Here is a 16,618-nt window from a genome sequence, read left to right on the forward strand (position 1 = left end):
AGTGACCGGCCGGAGGGATGCGGGCCGGAGCCGTGCGTCGGCGGCACGGCTCCGGCCGTCAGCAGCCGGGGGTGCACGCCGCATCGAGGCCATCGAGGCTGGGCGAGGTCGTGACGACGTGAAGTCCCGTCGAGCGGACGCCTCTTGGCGGCGGTACCCCTTGCTGTGGGCGGGCGGCGGACGCGTCCGGGGGCCGGGGACAGGGGGCGGGCGGTCGTTGCGGTGGCCACCGGCCCTCTTCGAGGTTAGGCCCGCCCATGGCGTCGCGGAAGACGAGACGCGGTACCAGCCTTGCTGCGCCAATTCCCTTAGGTCCGTGCGCGGGTCGGGTTCCGGGGGGGGCGAGTTCCTGCGGGTCGGGTTCCGGCAGTGCGAGGCATTGGGGCGGCGGCGGTCAGTTGCTCACGTACACGTCCTCCACGTAGCGCCCCCGCGCGGTCAGGTCCTCCCACCACCGCTGGGCCGCCGCGGCGTCGCCACCCGCGTACCGCACGTGCAGGTCCTGGAAGGCGGCCCGTACGCCCGGCGCCAGGCGTCGTCCGTCGCCGCACACATAGACCCGCGCGCCGTCTCGCAGCAGCCGCCACACCTCGGCGCCCTCGGCGGCGATGCGGTCCTGGACGAACAGGTGGCCCTGTTCCGGGGCCTTGTGGAAGGTGGGCCGCAGTGAGACCGCCCCGGCCCGCTCGGCGGCCTCCAGGTCGGCGCGGTGGAGGTAGTCGACGTCGGGGTGGTCGCAGCCGAAGTAGCACAGGGCCGGGGCGAGCCGGGCGCCACGGCCGAGGAGTGCCGCGCGGTCGGCGATGGCGCCGCGGAAGGGGGCGAGGCCGGTCCCGGCGCTGATCATGACGACCGGAACGCGCGCGTCGTGGCGGATGCGGAAGACATCCCGGCACGGCTGCACGCGCGCGTACACGGTGTCGCCGCGGCGCACGCGGTGCAGGTACGAGGATCCGACGCCATCGAACGTGCCGCGGCCGCCGCGTGCGGGGGCGCTGAGCAGCGAGACCATCAGGTCGGCGTGGTGCGGGTCGGTGCTCGGTGACGAGGAGACGGAGTAGTGGCGGGGGCGGATCGGCGGCAGCAGGTCCAGGAGCAGCGGCCAGCCGAGGCTGCCGCGCAGCGCCGGATGGTCCTCGACGAGGTCGAGGAGGCGGCACCGGGCGGTGGTGTGGCGGTCGGTGTCGGCGGCCAGGGCGCGCAGGGCCGTGGCCTCGGGCGGGCACGGGTTGTGCTCGGCGAGGCGGACGACGTCGGCGGCGGTGAGCGGGTCCTGCAACTCCACGTGGTGGGTGAGCAGTTCGCGGGCGGTGAGGGGGCGGTCCAGGGGCAGGGTGGTGCGGCCGGGGCGGTGGGCGCGGACGCTGAGGACGGTGTCCGGGTCGACGCCGAGGACGCGGGCCGCGCGCTCGACGAGGGCGGGGGCGTTGGCGGGCAGGACTGCGAGGTGGTCGGCGGTGCGGTAGCTGACGCCGGCGGGCAGGGCCAGGCGCACGAACCGCTTGGGCCGGCCGAGCGGGTGGTCGAGGTCGGCGAGGTCACCGGTGTCGGTGACCGTCATCGGCAGGACGCCGTGGCGGGCGGCCAGCGCGTCCAGCGGGGCGCCGGTGACCTCGGTGACGTCGTGGGCGTACGCGGTGGGGGCCTCCGGGGACGCGGTGGTGTCCGGGTCGCCGTACTCCGTCAGGAGGGCGGTGCGCAGCGCGGCGGTGAAGCGGGTCACCGCGCCCATGAGGTCGCCGGACGCGTCCGCCTCGTGCCGGTCGATCAGTCGCCGCGCCCCGAGTGCGGTGAGGCGGTCGTCGATGAGGGTGGGGACGCGCTGGTAGGTGGCGGCCCAGTTGCGGTCCCCCACGCCCAGGACGGCGTGGCGCAGCCCGTCGGCGGTTCCCGGTGCGGCGTCCGCGAGCCAGGAGACGAAGGCGCCCGCGTCGTCGGTGGGCTGCCCGTTGTAGGAGGCGGCGACGATGACGACGGGGCTCTCGGCGGGCAGCTTCGCGGCGTGGTCGTCGAGCGGCGCGAGCGTGACGGCGAATCCGAGGCGGCCGAAGTCCTCGGCGAGTTCCTCGGCGAAGCCGCGGCAGGTACCGAAGTTGGAGCCGTGGAGGACGGTCAGCGTGGCGCCCGCCGCGGCCCGGGCGGGCAGGGCCTGCCGCGGCGCCCGCTCCGCCGCGGGCGGCGTTGCGAGGGGCGGCCGGTCCTCGGCGGTGCGCCGGGCCAGGGTCAGGGTGAAGCCCTCCGGCTTGAGGGTGAGGGTCTCCTTGATGTCGAGGCGGTAGCCCGCGTGGTCGAGGAAGCGGTAGCGGTGGATCAGCATGCCGAGGAGCATCGTGGCTTCGTGCAGCGCGAACTGCCGCCCGATGCAGGCGCGTTCGCCGGTCCCGAAGGGCTTGTACGCGTTCGCGGGGCGGGCGGCCGCCGCCGCGAGGGCGAAGCGCTCCGGGTCGAAGTCCTCGACGTTGTCGCCCCACACCGGGTCGCGGTGCAGCATCGGCGTGAGCACGCTGACCCGCTCCCCCGCGCGCAGCGGGTACCGGCCGCCGATGACGGTGTCGGCGCGCGCCGCGCGCGTGAACGCGGCCGCGGTGGGCCACAGCCGCAGGGTCTCGTCGAGGACCTGCCGCACATAGCGCAGCTTGCCGATGTCCTCGAAGGACGGCTCGGGGTCCGTGACGTCGCCCCACAGGGCGTCCGCCTCGGCCTGCGCGAGGTGCAGGGCCGCCGGGTTGCGCAGCAGGTGGTGCAGGGCGAAGGAGAGGGTGCCGGAGGTCGTCTCGTGGCCCGCGATCAGGAAGGTGATGACCTGGTTGCGGATGTTGGCCTCGTCCAGGAGTGCGCCGGTGCCGGGGTGCGGCGAGTTCAGCATCAGGCCGAGCAGATCCTCCGTGGAGGTGTCGCCGCGGCGCTGGTCGATGACGTCGTCGACGACGGAGGCGAGGAAGTCGGCGTCCGCCTTGAAGGCCCGGTCCTCGGCCGCGTAGTCGCCTTCGGGGGCGCGGCTCAGGGCGGCCTGGCTGTGGCTCAGCGCCCGGACGAGGGCCTGCACGAACGGGTGCGGGTCGGTGCGGTCGAAGGAGGCGAAGTCGTAGCCGAACCCGGCGAGGCCGATGGTGTCCAGGGTCATCCGGGTCATGTCGGCGGAGACGTCCACGGGGGTGCCGTCGGCGGCGTGCGCGTCCCAGGCGGCGACGAGGCGGCGGGCCGCCGTCAGCATCGTGGGGTGGTAGGCGCGCATCGAGCGCAGGGCGAAGGCGGGCAGCAGGATGTCGTGGGCCTTGGCCCAGTTGGGCTCGTCGTTGTAGGCGGTGAACAGGCCGTCGGCGGTGACCTCGCGGATGTTCTCCAGGGCGGGGCCGATGCCCTTGGCGAAGCGGTTCTCGTCGGACAGCTCGTCGACCAGGGCGTACGAGGAGACGAAGATCGTGTCACGGCCGTGGAGGCGCCGCCTGAAGACGGGGCCGTGCTCCCGGGCCAGGGCCATGGACCGCTGGACGGGCTTGTCCGTCAGGCCGTGGGCGGAGAGGTCGACGACGGGCAGGTCACGCATGGGCACGCTCCTCCGGGGGGTGCGGGGGTGGGGGCTGCGGTACGGGGTGGGGCCGGCGCCTCCACGATGTCGCCGCGGGGGTGCGGACGGGCCGGCAGGACTACAAGATCTTGTAGTGACTTCACCCGGTCATGACGTGTGGACGGCGACCCTGTTCGCTAGGCGGCGCCGATCGCGGCGGCCGGAGAGGAGTAAGAAGACGTGTACGACCCCGAGTCGGACCCCTCGGTCTGGCGCTCGCGCTTCCTCACGCTGCTCGACCGCACCCCGGTCCCGACCGCGATCAGCACCAACGACGGTGAGATCACCGGCGCCAACCCGGCCCTGGCCCGGCTGTGGGACCTGACCCCGAGCAGACTGACGGGCCGCCACCTCCTCGATCTGTTCACGCCCACCGAGTCGGGCCAGCTGAACAGACTGGGCACGGCGTTGCGCAAGAGACGGCGGTCCCGCTATCCGGTGCGGGTGCGCTGGACGGCACGCGGCACGGCGTACGAGGGCGAGCTGACCGTCGAGCCCGTCAGCGACCCCGCGGGCGATCACCCGCCCCTCCTGGCGACCCTGCGCGTCGACGAGCGCCGCACCACTGAGGCATCGCCCGGACCAGGGGGACCGGCGGCACCTGTGGCACCTATGGCGCCGATGGAGCTCACTCCGCAGGAGACCCACATCCTCGCCCTGGTCGCCGCGGGCCGCACCACCGCGGTGGTCGCCCGCGCCGTCGGCCTCAGCGGAGACGGCGTCAACTACCACCTGGTGCGCCTGTGCCGCCGCCTCGGCGTGCCCAACCGCACGGCCCTGGTGGCCAAGGCCTACGTCCTCGGCCTGCTGTCGCCGACGGCCTGGCCACCCGCGCCCTGAGCCTCCTGAACCCGCCCCCTCTCCCGGTGCGCCCGCACGCCTGGCCTCCGGCACCTTCCGGTTTCCCCCACCCCGCAACCGGGGGCCTGACCCATGGCTCCTCCACGGGCCGGCACACCAGGCTGGCCACCATGACCACACCCAAGCCCGCACGGCTGCGCCTCGCCGCCGCCACCGCCCTGGCCGCGACCGCAGCCGCCGTCCTGCCCGCCGCTTCGGCCACCGCCGCGCCCACCCCCGTACCGAAGCCGGCTCCCCTCACCCAGAAGCAGCTGCAGCACGAGGCCGAGCGGATCCTCAAGAAGGCCGGGTACGTGGGCGTCTCCGTGCAGGTACGCGACGGACGGCGGCGCCTGCACGCGGCGGCGGGGGAGGCGGAGCTCGGCACCGGGCGCCCGGTGCGGCACGCCGCGCCCTTCCGTGCCGCGAGCCTCACCAAGTCGTTCGTGGCCACCGTCGTGCTCCAACTGGTCGCCGAGAAGCAGCTGTCCCTGGACGACACCGTGGACCGGTGGCTGCCGGGCGTCGTCGACGGCAACGGCAACGACGGGTCCCGCATCACCGTGCGCCATCTGCTCCAGCACACCAGCGGCATCTACAACTACGACCTCACCGAGGACACCGGGGCCGGCGCCGACGACTTCGAGCGCACCCGCTTCGACCACCACGACCCGAGCGAGCTCGTGACCGGCGCGATGCGGCACAAGCCCGACTTCCCGCCCGCCGACCCGGGCGACCCGGCGCCCCGGTGGAACTACTCCAACCCCGGCTACGTCGTCGCCGGAATGATCGTCGAGAAGGTCACGGGGAAGACCTGGGACGAGCAGGTCCGCGACCGCATCGCCCGCCCGCTGGGCCTGAAGCACACCTACGCGCCCGGCGACGACCCGCGCGTCCCCGGTGCGTACGCGCACGCGTACCACCAGTTCCCGGGCTCGCGGCGGTGGGTCGACACCAGCGTCCGCAACATGTCCTGGGCCGGGCCCGCCGGTGCGCTCATCACCGACGAGAACGACGCCGACCGGTTCCTGACGGCGCTGTACACCGGACGGCTGCTGCCCGCCGCCCAGTTGAAGGAGATGCGCCGCACCGTGCCCGCCAAGGACTTCCAGGACATCTTCCCCGGCCTGCACTACGGCCTGGGCGCCATGCGGCAGCCGCTCAGCTGCGGCGGATACCGCTGGGGGCACGGCGGCGACCTGGAGGGACAGACCGTCAGGACGGCCGTCAGCGCGGACGGACGGCGCTCCGTCGTCCTCAACGCGACCGGCAAGAAGGCCGACGAGGCCTGGCTGACCAACGCCGAGAAGGCGCTGCAGGGCCTGGTGGACCGCGCCATGTGCGCCCCGTCCCGGTAGCCGGTCCGAGCGCGGGGCCTGATGGCGTGGACCCCCACGCCATCAGGCACGGCACCCCGCGCCGTCGGCCCCCGCGCCCCGCGCCTATGCTGAACAAATGATCGACCTGCCGCTTTCCGCCCTCGAAGTCTCCATCGTCCAGGACGGCACCACGCCCGCCGACGCGCTCCGCAACTGCGGTCTGGTCGCAGGTGAGTTGGACCGCCTCGGCTACGACCGGCTGTGGTTCGCCGAGCACCACCACTCCCCCGCCATCGGCGCCTTCCCTCCGGCCCTGATGGCCGCGCACACCGCCGCGACCACGTCCGGCATCCGGGTCGGCTCGGGCGGCGTCCTCGCCCCCAACCACGCCCCGTACACGATCGCCGAGCAGTTCGCCACGCTCGCCGCCCTGCACCCCGGCCGGATCGACCTCGGCATCGGACGCGGCCCCGGCACGTTCCACGAGCCCACCGCCCGCGCCCTGCGCCGCGGCGCCGACCCCACCACGGACGAGGAGTACCGGCGCGACGTCGTGGCCACCCTCGACTTCCTGCGCGAGGTCGGTCTGGGCGAGCTCCCGGAGCCCTGGCTGCTCGCCTCCAGCAACGCGGGCGCCGAACTCGCCGCGGAGCTCGGCCTGCCGATCGCCTTCGCGCACCACATCCGGCCCGACAACACCCTTGAAGGGCTCGGCCGTTACCGCGACGCCTTCCGCCCTTCGCGCTGGAGCGACCGGCCGCGCGTCCTCGTGTGCGTCGAGACGGTGTGCGCGGACACGGACGAGAAGGTGGCGGAGCTCGCCCGTCCCATGGACGTCATCAAGGCGGGCCTGCTCAACGGCCGCAGCGAGACGCCGTTCCCCACCCCGGCCGCCGCGGCCGCCTACGAGTTCAGTGCGCGGGACCAGGAGGCCGTGGCCGCGTTCGTGGCCCAGCAGGCCCGCGGCACGGCCGAGTCGATCGGCAAGGAGCTGACGCGGATCGCCGAGGCCACGGGCGCCGACGAACTGATGCTGGTCACGCCCGTCTTCGACCCGGCGGCGCGGGTGCGGTCCTTTGAACTCGTACGCAGCGTTTGCCCCGTATCGGGGTAAGTCTGTCGCCATGGAAACCATGGTGAAGGTCGACGGCGGCGAGGTCTGGGCACAGGACACGGGCGGGGCGGGCTCCCCGCTCGTGCTGCTGCATCCGGGCGTCGGCGACTCCAGCATCTGGGACCCGGTGGTGCCCGCGCTCACGGAGCGGCACCGGGTGCTGCGGTACGACGCCCGCGGCTTCGGCCGCTCACCCCGGCCCGACACGCGCTACTCGCAGCTGCGGGACCTCCAGGCGGTGCTCGCTCACTTCGGCGTCGAGCGGGCCCTGTTCGCCGCCTCCAGCATGGGCGGGTCGACCTCCCTGTCCCTCGCGTTCGCCGAGCCGGAGCGGGTCGCGGGGCTCGCCCTGTTCGTGCCCGGCGCCACCGGCGCGGTCGGACTCGCGTCGCCCGAGGTCAACGCGGAGATCGAACGCCTCGCCAAGGCGGGCGACATCGAGGGCGTGGTCCGGCTGAGCCTGCGCGTCTGGGGCGCGTGCGACGAGGCCCCGGACGGCCCGGCCGCCGCCCAGCTGCGCTCGGCGATCCCGGCGTGGTTCACCACGTACGCGTACGACGTCGCCGACGCGCCCACGTACGACCGCCTCCACGAACTCACCGTGCCCTGTGTCCTCGCCCTCGGCGAGCGCGACCAGCCCGAAGTCATCGCCTTCAACGAGGAGATGGCCGCCCGCATCCCCGGCTGCCGCCTGGTCCGCCTCGCCGACAGCGACCACTTCCCGATCCTGCGGGAGCCGGAGCGGGTGGCACGGCTGATCCTCGAACTGAGCGAGCAGGTGGCGTGAGGCGCCCTGGGGGGTATCCGCCCCTCCCCCGCGCGGCGGAGACGGTACCGCCTGCCGCATGATCATCGACGGCTGCCGCGGCGGCAGGCTGTGGGCATGGCAACGAACCTTCCGACCACGGCCACGGATCACCCTGTTCCGCCCGCCTCAGCGGCGACCGAACGGCCCGTCCCCCGCTGGGCGCTGCGCCTGGCCCGCGCCCTGCCGCTCCTTGCCCTGCCGGTCTGCCTGTGGCGGCTGCCGTACGCCTTCAACTACACGATGGGCTGGCGGGAACACCACGACACCAGCCTCTGGCTGAGCGTTCCGTACGTCTTCGGCCTCAGCGTGCTGACCGAGCTGGTGGCCCTCGCCGCCCTGGTCCTGGTCCGGCCCTGGGGCGAGGTGTTCCCGCCGCGCGTCCCGTTCGTCGGCGGGCGGCGCGTCCCGCCGGCCCTGGTCCTCGCGCCTGCCGCGCTGGCCTGCGCGGTCTTCCTGGGGCTCGGGGTCGACTGGGTGCTCACCGCCTTCGAGCTGATCGATCCGGGTGCCGGATACACCAACGTCTGGTGGAAGATCCTGGCGGCCGTGGTCAGCGGACTCTTCCTGCTGTGGGGACCGATCATCACGGCGCTGACGCTGGCCTACTACCTACGTCGCCGACCGGCCCGGCGCTAGCCCCCTCCCTCACTCCTCGGGCTCGGCCGCCACCAGGGCGAGCAGGCCGGGGAACCGTCGCTCGATGTCGGACCGGCGCAGGGTCGCCATGCGGCTGTTGCCGCGGGAGACCTGGCGGACCAGTCCGGCCTCGCGCAGGGCGCGGAAGTGGTGGGTGAGGGTCGCCTTGGAGACCGGAAGCTCGAAGGAGGCGCACGTCCGCGCCGCGCCCTCGGGCCCGGCGGCCAGCTCGCGGACCACCCGGCGCCGCAGCGGATCGGCGAGGGCGGCGAGCACCGGCCCGAGCGCCATCTCCTCGACGGCCGGGTGGCCTTCCTCGTCGGGCATCTCGGCACCTCCCACCAGAGTCTTAGGTACGACTTGCATCGTACCTGTCGAGATCGCTACCGTGCGATAGGTACGAGATCAATCGTACCTACCGGAAAGGCGATACCCCCATGTCCCAACCGTTCACCCTCGTCGGCACCGCACACCCCAAGCCCGAGCGCGCCGCGGAGCTGAAGGAACTGCTCCTGTCGTTCGTGGAGCCGACCCGCAAGGAGCCGGGCTGCCTGGAGTACCACTTCCACGAGGCCCGGGACGAGCCCGGCGTCTTCGTCTTCTACGAGGCGTGGCGCTCCGAGGCCGACCTCGACGCCCACCTCGCCCTGCCCCACATGCGGGACTTCTGGGAGCGGCGCATGGACTACCTGGAGCGGGACCTCGACATCCGGTTCCTCACGATGCACAGCCCCTACGAGGCCGACGACAGGGCCTGAGCGCGCCCGCTCACTCCGGCCGCTCGTACGGGCTCGCCACCGGGAAGTAGTTCTCCAGGAAGGCCGTGCGGACCGCCTCCTGCTCCGGGACGGGCAGGTCACCGTCGTGCGTGCCGTCGAGGCGGAACACGTCGCGGTTGCGCCAGGTGAGCAGGCGCGTCAGGCGGTAGTGCGCCTCGGCGCGGCCGAGGTCGACGCGGTCGCTGCTGAGGTCCGCCGGGACGGACCGCCCGGTGAGGTGGGCGTAGCAGTGGTGCAGCGCCGACGTCGCGGAGACGTCCGGCCAACGCTCTTCCATCTCGGCGAGGACGCTGCGGCGCAGCGCGTGCGGGCCGGGAAGGAAGGCGTTGACCGGGTGCTTTCCGAAGGTGCCCGTGATCAGGTCGCGGAGGTGCTGTTCCGCGGCGCTGCGGGGCGCGGTGAGGGGGACGGCTGCGGGGGCCGTGAAGTGCTTGGCGGTGCCGTTCGCGTGGAAGAAGGCGGCGGCACTCGACGGGCGGCCCAGGAACGTGTGCGCGTCGAGGTGGAGGAAGTGTTCGGCGAGGCCCTCGATGCGGTGGACGGGGGTGCTCTCCTGGTGAGCGACGACGGCGATCCGTGGGTGGTCGGCGTTCAGCCATGCGGGGCATCGGCCGTCGGTGACGAGGTGGATGGTGCGGATCCAGGGGGCGTGCATCGCCAACGACCGGAGGGAGTAGCGGAGTTCGTCGCCCGGGTCGCAGGGCCCGGTAGCGCCCCGGGAGTAGACGGCGTCGATCGGAAAGGTGATGTCGTCGACGAGTGTCCATGTGAAGGGTTCGAAGGTCGGGTACGCGCGGTCGCCGACGCGCAGGGTTGCGGGGCGCTGGGCATCGGCGGGCAGTTCGGCGCCGACCACGGTGGCGCGGCTCGGCACCAGCGCCCCCGTACGCGGATCGGTGTCCCAGAACTCCAGGTCGCAGCCGTAGCCGGACCCCAGGTGCAGCGACCTCCCGGAGGTGACGACCGGCCGGAACACCCGCGCCACCGCACAGCTCCCCTGGTCGAGGTCCGCGAGCGCGCTCACGTGCACCGAGCGGGCGACGCCGCCGCGCCGGTCGAGCAGGTCGGCGTAGACCGGCTGCTCGCCCCGGCGCGCGGCCAGGGCCGCCAGGACGGGCGCCATCCGGTCGCGCGTGACGGCGACGCGGTGCCGCAGGCCCGGATCGCGGATCACCCTGAACGGCTCACCGGCGGCTGACAGGGCGTCAGCGACCAGTTCCAGGTTGGCGGTCGCGGCGTCGTGCGGGCCCAGGTCGTCCCTGATGAGGGCGATCCTTCCGGCGGAGCGGATCACTCCGGGCAGGTCGCGAAGCAGCCGCTCCTCGACGCGGGTCGTGTCGGGGCCGGTGAGGGGGCGCGGGCCGGGGGCGGCGGCGGGGGCGAAGCCGTGGCCGCCGGTCGCCGCGCGATGGGCGGCGACCCGGTCGGTCCTCCTCGCCGCGAAGGCGGGGTCCCGGCGGGCGCTCAGGACCTCGTGGTAGATCGCCTCCAGGGCGGGCAGGACGGCGTCGGGTGCGAAGCGGCGTACGGATTCCAGTGCGGCGCGGCCCATGCGGTGCCGCTTGGTGCGGTCCTCGATGAGCGCGCGCAGCCCGTCGGCGAGCGCGTCCACGTCGTCCGGCGCGGCCAGGAGTCCGTCCACGCCGTCGGTGATGATCTCGCCGGGCCCGGTCGGGCAGTCGTAGGCGACGACAGGGACACCGGCGGCCCACGACTCGATGATGACGAGCCCCCACGCCTCGGTCCGGGACGGCAGCACGGAGACCGAAGCCTTGGCGAACTCCTCGGCGATGTGCCGGGTGGGCCCGTAGAAGCGCACCTGGTCCTGGACGTCGAGCGCCTTGGCCAGGCGGCGCAGGCTCGGCAGCTGCGGCCCCTCCCCGAAGATCCGCAGCTCCCAGTCGGGGTGGTCGGCGACGACGCGGGCGAAGGCCCGTACCGCGTGGTCGACCTGCTTGTCGGGGACCAGGCGCCGGGCGCACACGATCACCTTCTCGTCCAGGGACGCGCGCGGGCGGAAGCCGTCGGGCAGGGAGTTGGGCATCGGCCGGATCAGCGGGGCGTGCGCGCCGAGCCCCGAGGCGAACCAGTCGGCCGTGCGCCGGGTGAGCGGCACGAGGGCGTCAAGTCGTGGGGCGAAGCGGAACAGGGGCTCGCCGGTCGGCCCGCGCAGCTCGGAGATCCGGTGCTCCTGGTGGACGAGGGCCACCTGCGACGGGGCGAGCTGTACGGCGTGGGCAAGCAGCGCCGGGGAGGTCGTCACGAGGACGTCGGCGTCCAGGCGGCGCAGCGCGTGCTCGATCTCGGTGTCGGTGAGCGCGTTGAAGGCCGGTTCCCAGGACCGCTCCCCGTGGCGGCTCGGCGCGGCCTGGAGCGCCCGGCACGCCGTGTCATCGAGGCACGAGGCACGGACCGGCCGCTGCACCGGCCCGCGGCGGTCCACGAGAGGGCGCACGGTCACGTGCGCGTCGTGACCGAAGTGGGGGGTGTCGTGGGTGCGGAACACGCTGAGCACCTCGACGTCATGGCGCCGGGCCAGGTACTCGGCCTGCGTCAGGACGGCGCGTTCGGTGCCGCCCATCATGTCGGCCCACGTCAGCAGGTACACGATCTTCACGCTGGGGCTCCCGATGGGGTGGACGCCGTGCCCCGGCCGCCACGCAGGACGGCACACGCCACGGCGAGGCTGCCGGCCGGGGTGGTGTAGTGGCGCACGCGCAGCAACGCTCCGGCGGGCGTCCGCACGAGCTGTTCCCTGCCCTCGTAGACCGCGCGGGGGCTTGTCGCGTCGGTCAGCATGCGCCCGATCCGCAGCGGCCGGTCCGCACCGGGCAGCAGCAGATGGCTGTCCCAGATCCACTCCCCGCACCCTTCTCCGACCGGGCCCATCGCGGCGGCGACGGCGTCGAGCGGAAAGCGGAAGCGGAAGCTCGTGCCGTCGTGCGGTACGGGGACGTCGTCCAGCCGGGCCTTGCCGGTACGCGGGACGAGGCGGGCGCGCAGCACGGCACCGGGGCGGCGCCCGGCCCCGATCAGGCGCCCTTCCACGTCCAGGGACGTGAAGCCGAGGCGCACTCTGGTGACGTCCGCCCGTGGGCTCGCGTCCCGCACGTCCAGGACGCACAGGCCGTCCACCGCGCCGGGAACGTAGCGGCGGCCGGTCACGGTGCTCGCCGGGACGGAGGTCGTCGGCCCGTCCGGCAGGGCGCGGCGCGCGGGCGGCGCGAGGCGTACGCGCGTCACGGACCGGGCCCGCAGGAGCGTCCGGCCGGAGACGACCAGGCCGAGCGACCACCGCCCGGACGACAGGAACGGCACCGGACCTTCGAGCGGCACCAGGCCGCTCACCGTGACCGTGCCCCCGCTCCCGGCCTCCACGCTCAACACCCCCCGGTGGTCCACGTCGCCCTGGCACAGGGACAGCTCGACGGATGGCTGACGGGCTGCCGTCATCAGCGCACCGGGAAAAGTGGCGTGCACATTCAGCGTGCGCCCGTCGAGGACTTCCAGATAATTCGCCGTCGCCGGTGCGATCACCAGGGTCCGCACTCATTCATTCCGCTACGGGGCATAGTTGGGGAATTTAAGGTTTCGGCCCTGCCATGTCCAGCATCGCCTTCCATCGCCTGCCATCGCCTTCCGCCGCTTTCGGTGTGACGGCCCCCAATGAGTGAAGTCCCGGGAGAAGGCCGCGTGGCGGTTCGCTCATCCGATGTTGCCATGGGGGGATGAAGTGACAACGTCATGTCACTGCTCCGTCAGAGGCAGGGCGCGGCCATATCTTCTCTTTGCACCAGGGAGCGCAGCATGGGTCAGTACTCCACCCCTACGTCACGCCTCTCGGCGGAAAAGCTCACCTGGTCCACGGAACAGCCGGCCCTGCTCCGCTGCTATCGCCGCATTCTCCCGATGCGGCTGCGGCGCGCCCTCGTCTCCCTGACGAGCGTGCGGACGCGGAACCGCCTCAACGACCTCCTGGAGCGCCTTTCGGCATTCCACCACCGGGTCGCGGGCACCCGCGCCCGGAGGAACCTGCGGCGCACCGGCCTGCTGGCCGCGCCGCACGCCAGGCTCGTCTCCGTCAACGGAGTTCAGCGCATCGTCCTGACGTCGGACGCGCTCACCCCGCTCCAGGCCCGCACCGAGAACCTCCAGCTGGTGTGCGGGGCCCTGGACCGTGCCGGTGTCGACTACTTCGCCGTGCGCGGCCACGGTCACAACACCTCGGTCATCGGCGTGAACGCGGACGACCGCGAAGCCGCGGTGGCGGCGCTCTTCGAACTCTGCTCGCACGTTCCCGGATACATTTCGCACCCCAATGCGGGAAGGGTGCGTGACGGCCGCCAATTGGGATGTGATCCCCGCGTGTGGGCGCGCGTCTCCCGGGCCTCGGTATTCCGTTTCAGCTGTTACCGCGCCAACCCCGACGCCAGTCTCGTCCTGGGCATCAACCACGGCTGCGACATCGAATTCTGGCAGCCGCGGGACGGCCGCCTCATCGCCCCGCGCCCCAATCGGACGGCTTCGTCCATTCCGCTCGACGGCGTGGGCATCAGGGCGGAGGGGCATCGCTTCACCCGTCTCGCCTCGCCCTTCTCGCCCCGGCCGCTGCCGCAGGTCCGCACCCGCGCGGAGTTCGCCGTGACGCTTCCCGACGACATCCGCTTCCCGGTCGACGTCGTGTACACCTGGGTGGACGGCACGGACCCGGAGTGGCAGCGGCGCCGCCACGTGGTGCTCGACGAGCCCTACCACGACGAATCCGCCAATGCCGCGCGCTATCTCAACCGCGACGAGCTGCGCTATTCGCTCCGCTCCGTCCACGCGTACGCGCCGTGGGTCCGCCATGTCTACCTGGTGACCGACCGCCAGGTGCCGGACTGGCTCGACACATCACAACCCGGGCTCACCGTCGTCGACCACCGCGACATCTTCAGCGACCCGTCGCTGCTTCCCACCTTCAACTCGCACGCCATCGAAAGCCAGCTCCACCACATCGACGGCCTGTCCGAGCACTTCCTCTACTTCAACGACGACGTGTTCCTCAGCGCGCCGGTGACACCGAACCACTTCTTCCATTCCAGCGGCATCACCAAGTACTTCCTCTCCCGAGCCCTGCTCCCGTCCGGCGGCCCCCTGCCCGAGCACCCGCCGGTGGCGGTGGCCGGGCTCAACAACCGCGCGCTGATCGAGGCACGCTTCGGCGCGACCGTCACGCAAAAGGTCAAGCACGTGCCCCATCCGCTGCGGCGCAGCATCCTCCAGGAAATCGAGGACGAGTTCCCGGCCGAGCACCGCGCCACGGCCGCAAGCCGAATCCGGGGCATGGCGGACCTTTCCATCCCCGCTTCGCTCCACCACTATTACGCGCTGCTCACCGGCCGTGCCGTGGAGGGCTCCCTCCGATACGACTACGCCGACATCAGCACCCCGAAATCCGCGAGGAAGCTCCGCAACCCTCAGCACTTCCGGAAGTTCCAGGCGTTCTGCCTCAACGACACGGGAGCAGCCGACGGCGACTCCGTGCACCAGGGAGAACTGCTCGACACCTTCCTGAAGGCGTACTTCCCCGTCCCTGGCCCGTACGAGAAGTCCCCGGCGACGCGCCCCGCGCCCGCCGCGACCGTGATCGCGCCCCCGCGGGCGACGCACTCCGCTCCGGCCCCGGCCGCGGCACAGCGGCTCTGACTCTCCACCGTCGTCCTCTCCTCCAGCGCAAGAACGGGAATCCGCATCGTGCCCCTCGCCATCAAGCTCCCCGCCAACCCCGGCGCCCTGTCGGCCACCGGGCCCTACGCGAGCGCCCTGAACGTCCTCAGCCGCAAGGAGACGGCCGTGCAACGGCAGCTGCGCCGGGCCGGGTTGGCGGGCTACGAGCCGCTGACGCAGGCCACCTTGCTGGCCCTGGCGCAGCAGGCGCCCGCCGGTACCGCGTTCTACGACGTGGGCGCGCACATCGGGCTCTACAGCGCGCTCGTCAGCGCCGTGTACCGCGAGAAGGCGCTCGACGTGTTCGCCTTCGAGCCCACCCCCGCCACGGCCGCGCTCAGCCGCACGATCCGGGACGTGAACGGCCTCGGCTTCGAGCTCGTCGAGGCGGCGGTGGCCGGGGCTCCCGGCACGGCGGAGCTGTTCCTGTCGGACAAGGCCGAGAGCTCCAACTCCCTCAACCCCGCCCACCGGCGCTCCAGCGCGTCCGTGCGCGTCCCGGTCGTCACGCTCGACGGGTTCACCGTGGAGCGCGCCGCGGTGCCGCACGTCATCAAGGTCGACGTGGAGACCTTCGAGGCGGACGTGCTCCAGGGCGCCCTGTCCACGATCAGTCGCCATCGCCCGTGGATCGTCTGCGAGTTGCTGCCCAGCAGCGAACCCGAGGGACTGCGGGACGTCCTCGGCGCCCTGGTCGAGCAGGGCTACGGCCTCCATGTCATCGAGCCGCAGCTGCCCTGGCTCCCGCTGAACGAGAAGAACTACCGGTCCCACATCGGTCACCACTGCCGCGACTGGCTCCTCGCCCCGCAGCCGCTGTCCGCCGCGTTCCACCGCCTGGTCCGCCAGTGGCTCATCGCCATTCTGGCCTGCGACGAGACGACCAATCTGACGGTCCCGGCAGGCACCCCCTTCCCCGAGGGCTGGAACGCGCCCTACGCGCCCGTCCCGGCCGCCCCGTTCCTGCCCGGCCGACGTCGGCGGCTCATCGGCCGTCTGCGCGCCGGCTCCTGACGATGTCCAGGAGCGTGGCGTGGGTCTGCCGGTCGGCCGCCACGATCAGTCCGCCCGGGCCGGTGTGCAGGGGCTGGCCCTGGATGCCGGTGACCACGCAGCCCGCGGCTTCGCACAGGGCGATTCCGGCGGCGAAGTGCACGCTGTCGGACAGGTGGCCGTCGGTGACGTAGGCGGCCCGCCGGCCCGCGGCCACCCAGGCCACCGCCAAGGTCGTGGAGACGACGCGTGGCCGGAAGTGTTCGGCGAAGACCGGCGAGGTGAGCAGCCGGGCCGCCCGGAAGTCCGGCGCGTTGGGGAACGGCGGGTCGAGGTTGACGTCCACCAGACGTGACTGGGACGACGGCGCCAGGTCCTGGTCCCCGTCGCCGCCGCGGACGCGGGCCTGCGTGCCGTCGGTCCAGAACACCTCGCCGGAGAACGGGTCGGCCGTCGCGGCGGCCGTGATGTCCCCTCCCGCCTTCAGGGCGACGTTCACCGCGACCAGCATCGAGTGCACGGCGTAGTTCAGCGTGCCGCACAGCGGATCGACCAGCCATCGGCGCCGCGCGTCGTCGGCACCGGTGCGTCCGCTCTCCTCACCGGTCACGGCGTCATCGGGGCGGGCGGCGCGCAGGACGTCCAGGATGGCCTGCTCCGCCGCGAGGTCCGCGGCCGTCGCGAAGTCACCGCCGCCCTTCTCGAACCGCGCGAGCGACGCCCCGTACATGTCGCGGACCACGGCGGCCCCCGCCTGCGCCGCCGCCGCGGCCAACTCCGCGTCGGCCTCTGTGTTGTTGATCAGCATGGGTGGAGGATAACCACGGCCGTTCGAACGCGTACGGGTCGTAC

Annotated in this window: 13 protein-coding genes; 8 read left to right on the forward strand and 5 right to left on the reverse strand. The window is 73.0% G+C overall.

The genetic code is table 11. The features are described 5' to 3' along the window. Nucleotides 1–394: 394 nt before the first annotated feature. Complete coding sequence (locus tag ACFWZ5_RS01890; protein ID WP_384787121.1) at nucleotides 395–3,547, reverse strand: cytochrome P450; 3,153 nt, start codon at nucleotides 3,545–3,547, stop codon at nucleotides 395–397. 201 nt (nucleotides 3,548–3,748) lie between these two features. Here ACFWZ5_RS01890 and ACFWZ5_RS01895 point away from each other — a divergent pair, with 201 nt between their 5' ends. The 5 genes from ACFWZ5_RS01895 (at nucleotide 3,749) to ACFWZ5_RS01915 (ending at nucleotide 8,285) form a co-directional block, all read left to right on the forward strand. Beyond that, nucleotides 3,749–4,408, forward strand: a complete 660-nt coding sequence (locus ACFWZ5_RS01895; RefSeq protein WP_384787118.1) for a LuxR C-terminal-related transcriptional regulator — start codon at nucleotides 3,749–3,751, stop codon at nucleotides 4,406–4,408. Between the two features lie 131 nt (nucleotides 4,409–4,539). Beyond that, nucleotides 4,540–5,766, forward strand: a complete 1,227-nt coding sequence (locus tag ACFWZ5_RS01900) for a serine hydrolase domain-containing protein (protein ID WP_384787115.1) — start codon at nucleotides 4,540–4,542, stop codon at nucleotides 5,764–5,766. A 97-nt stretch (nucleotides 5,767–5,863) separates the two neighbouring features. After that, a complete protein-coding gene (locus ACFWZ5_RS01905; RefSeq protein ID WP_384787112.1) occupies nucleotides 5,864–6,841 on the forward strand; it encodes an LLM class flavin-dependent oxidoreductase in 978 nt (325 codons plus the stop codon). Between the two features lie 10 nt (nucleotides 6,842–6,851). Continuing rightward, nucleotides 6,852–7,628, forward strand: coding sequence for an alpha/beta fold hydrolase (locus ACFWZ5_RS01910; RefSeq protein ID WP_384787110.1), 777 nt, complete (start codon nucleotides 6,852–6,854; stop codon nucleotides 7,626–7,628). A 96-nt stretch (nucleotides 7,629–7,724) separates the two neighbouring features. After that, on the forward strand, nucleotides 7,725–8,285 hold the full coding sequence (locus ACFWZ5_RS01915; protein ID WP_384787107.1) for a hypothetical protein: 561 nt from the start codon (nucleotides 7,725–7,727) through the stop codon (nucleotides 8,283–8,285). A gap of 9 nt (nucleotides 8,286–8,294) precedes the next feature. Here ACFWZ5_RS01915 and ACFWZ5_RS01920 read toward each other — a convergent pair whose 3' ends face one another. Continuing rightward, complete coding sequence (locus ACFWZ5_RS01920; protein WP_384787104.1) at nucleotides 8,295–8,612, reverse strand: ArsR/SmtB family transcription factor; 318 nt, start codon at nucleotides 8,610–8,612, stop codon at nucleotides 8,295–8,297. 110 nt (nucleotides 8,613–8,722) lie between these two features. Between ACFWZ5_RS01920 and ACFWZ5_RS01925 the strand changes: the two genes are divergently transcribed. Then, complete coding sequence (locus ACFWZ5_RS01925) at nucleotides 8,723–9,043, forward strand: putative quinol monooxygenase (RefSeq protein WP_384787101.1); 321 nt, start codon at nucleotides 8,723–8,725, stop codon at nucleotides 9,041–9,043. Nucleotides 9,044–9,053: 10 nt separating this feature from the next. Here ACFWZ5_RS01925 and ACFWZ5_RS01930 read toward each other — a convergent pair whose 3' ends face one another. Further along, nucleotides 9,054–11,681: a glycosyltransferase gene (locus ACFWZ5_RS01930; protein WP_384787098.1), complete on the reverse strand. Its 2,628-nt coding sequence runs from the start codon at nucleotides 11,679–11,681 to the stop codon at nucleotides 9,054–9,056. Beyond that, complete coding sequence (locus ACFWZ5_RS01935; protein ID WP_384787095.1) at nucleotides 11,678–12,601, reverse strand: hypothetical protein; 924 nt, start codon at nucleotides 12,599–12,601, stop codon at nucleotides 11,678–11,680. Before ACFWZ5_RS01935 ends, ACFWZ5_RS01930 begins: the two co-directional genes overlap by 4 nt. 270 nt (nucleotides 12,602–12,871) lie before the next feature. On the opposite strand from ACFWZ5_RS01935, the gene ACFWZ5_RS01940 reads away from it, so the two are divergent. Together ACFWZ5_RS01940 and ACFWZ5_RS01945 are read left to right on the forward strand one after the other, a co-directional pair. Then, nucleotides 12,872–14,752, forward strand: coding sequence for a stealth family protein (locus tag ACFWZ5_RS01940; protein ID WP_384787092.1), 1,881 nt, complete (start codon nucleotides 12,872–12,874; stop codon nucleotides 14,750–14,752). A 48-nt stretch (nucleotides 14,753–14,800) separates the two neighbouring features. After that, nucleotides 14,801–15,787: an FkbM family methyltransferase gene (locus ACFWZ5_RS01945; protein ID WP_384787090.1), complete on the forward strand. Its 987-nt coding sequence runs from the start codon at nucleotides 14,801–14,803 to the stop codon at nucleotides 15,785–15,787. On the opposite strand, the gene ACFWZ5_RS01950 is transcribed toward ACFWZ5_RS01945, so the two are convergent. After that, nucleotides 15,759–16,574, reverse strand: a complete 816-nt coding sequence (locus tag ACFWZ5_RS01950; protein ID WP_384787087.1) for an inositol monophosphatase family protein — start codon at nucleotides 16,572–16,574, stop codon at nucleotides 15,759–15,761. The genes ACFWZ5_RS01945 and ACFWZ5_RS01950 overlap by 29 nt on opposite strands. Between the last annotated feature and the right edge of the window lie 44 nt (nucleotides 16,575–16,618).

The sequence above is a fragment of the Streptomyces sp. NPDC059003 genome (assembly GCF_042740445.1).
Taxonomy (GTDB): domain Bacteria; phylum Actinomycetota; class Actinomycetes; order Streptomycetales; family Streptomycetaceae; genus Streptomyces.